This window comes from Moorena sp. SIO4A1 (assembly GCF_010672065.1).
Lineage (GTDB): Bacteria > Cyanobacteriota > Cyanobacteriia > Cyanobacteriales > Coleofasciculaceae > Moorena.
In genome coordinates this window covers 1-1,661 of sequence record NZ_JAAHHX010000565.1, presented here as the reverse complement: position 1 = coordinate 1,661, position 1,661 = coordinate 1, and the positions used below count along the sequence as shown (strand labels likewise).

Here is a 1,661-nt window from a genome sequence, read left to right as displayed (position 1 = left end):
CTACTGACGGCATCTCCAAACCCTGGTTACTTGTGCAACTGCGCCTGAAGAAGCTTCAGGAGCGGCGCGCCACCCTATCATCGGAAGCTTATATCAGAGAACTAGAAGATATTCACCAGGATTTGATCAACTTAGGTAAGTGGTGGGTAGGTAGAGAAGACGAAGTGTTTAATCCTTGAGGTTCGTTTAACGGTAGAATCTGAGTGACTATTCTATCGTTGCCACAAAATAACCTGATCAGGTGGGTTAACTCTGAGGATCGTCAACAACTCACCGCTAAGTCCTATCGGACTATAGCGGGAGCTTGAAAAAGCTCATAGTTGACCAGACTGAGACCTAATAATGGTCTACGTTATTTGAGTCATAACACCTGTAGATGCGTGCCAGTCTTCAGCTCTGTTGCTAGCAATTAAACATCTGTAATGAGTTAAGGAAGTGTTGTTAGCCTCTCAAGCTCTTATAACATTGTCAAGGCAAACTTTACCCACCTTGTGGAGTGTTCAAAGTAATGCGAGTTTTCGTTTTAGATAAAGATAAAAAACCTCTGGATCCATGTCACCCGGCACGAGCTAGAGGACTGCTCAAGAAAAGGAGAGCTAAAGTATTCAAGCGTTATCCATTCACTATCATCATGCAGGACAGGAGTATCGATAATTCTGTCACTCATCCACACAGAATCAAAATAGACCCTGGTTCAAAAACAACCGGAATTGCTGTCGTCCAAGAACACACTGGACAGGTAACAAGCGCATTAGAAATCAATCATCGAGGGCAGAACATCAAAAATTCTTTGGAATCCAGAAGAGCTTTAAGGCGAGGCAGGAGAAGTCGAAAGACTCGTTATCGTAAACCTCGTTTTCTCAACCGAAAGCGCCCAGAAGGTTGGTTGCCTCCATCATTGATGAGTCAAGTACTCAATATTGAAACTTGGACTAGACGACTAATAAAACTGTGCCCCATAGCAGCAATATCTCAAGAGTTGGTGCGATTCGATACTCAAAAAATGCCAAATCCAGAAGTGTCAGGGTACGAGTATCAACACGGTGAACTATTTGGGTTTGAGGTGAAAGAGTATCTACGTGGCTTTTGGGGGCATAACTGTGTTTACTGTGGCGCTCTTGATACACCTTTAGAGGTTGAGCACATTATCCCAAAGTCAAAAGGTGGTAGTAATCGAGTTAGTAATTTGACTCTTGCTTGTCGGTGCTGTAATCAGAAAAAAGGCAATGATCCGATTGAGAAATTTTTAATAAAAAAACCGGAAACTCTCAAAAAGGTATTAGCCAAAGCAAAAACCCCTTTGAAAGATGCAGCAGCCGTCAACGCAACCCGTTGGGAATTATGGAGAAGACTAAAACTAACTGGGCTGCCTGTTGAGACAGGTACTGGTGGCTTGACCAAGTTCAACCGAAAAACCAGAGGTATTGAGAAGACTCATTGGACTGATGCTATTTGTGTGGGTAAATCTACTCCTAAAAAATTATTACTAAACGGAATGAAGCCACTAACAGTTACAGCCAAAGGTCATGGTGTTCGTCAAAGATGCCGACCAAATAAATACGGTTTCCCAAAGGCTCATGCTCCCTCTGCTAAGTTTTTCAAAGGTTTTCAGACAGGAGATATAGTCATTGCTGATATCAAAAAAGGGAAATACGCCGGAC

The 1,661-nt window shown here is 42.7% G+C and carries 1 protein-coding gene; it reads left to right on the top strand.

Going from position 1 to position 1,661, the window contains the following annotated elements; genetic code table 11:
• Positions 1-508 precede the first annotated feature (508 nt).
• Positions 509-1,661, top strand: a 1,153-nt coding sequence (iscB, locus tag F6K53_RS40690; RefSeq protein ID WP_293085884.1) for an RNA-guided endonuclease IscB, incomplete at its 3' end; no start/stop codon positions are given.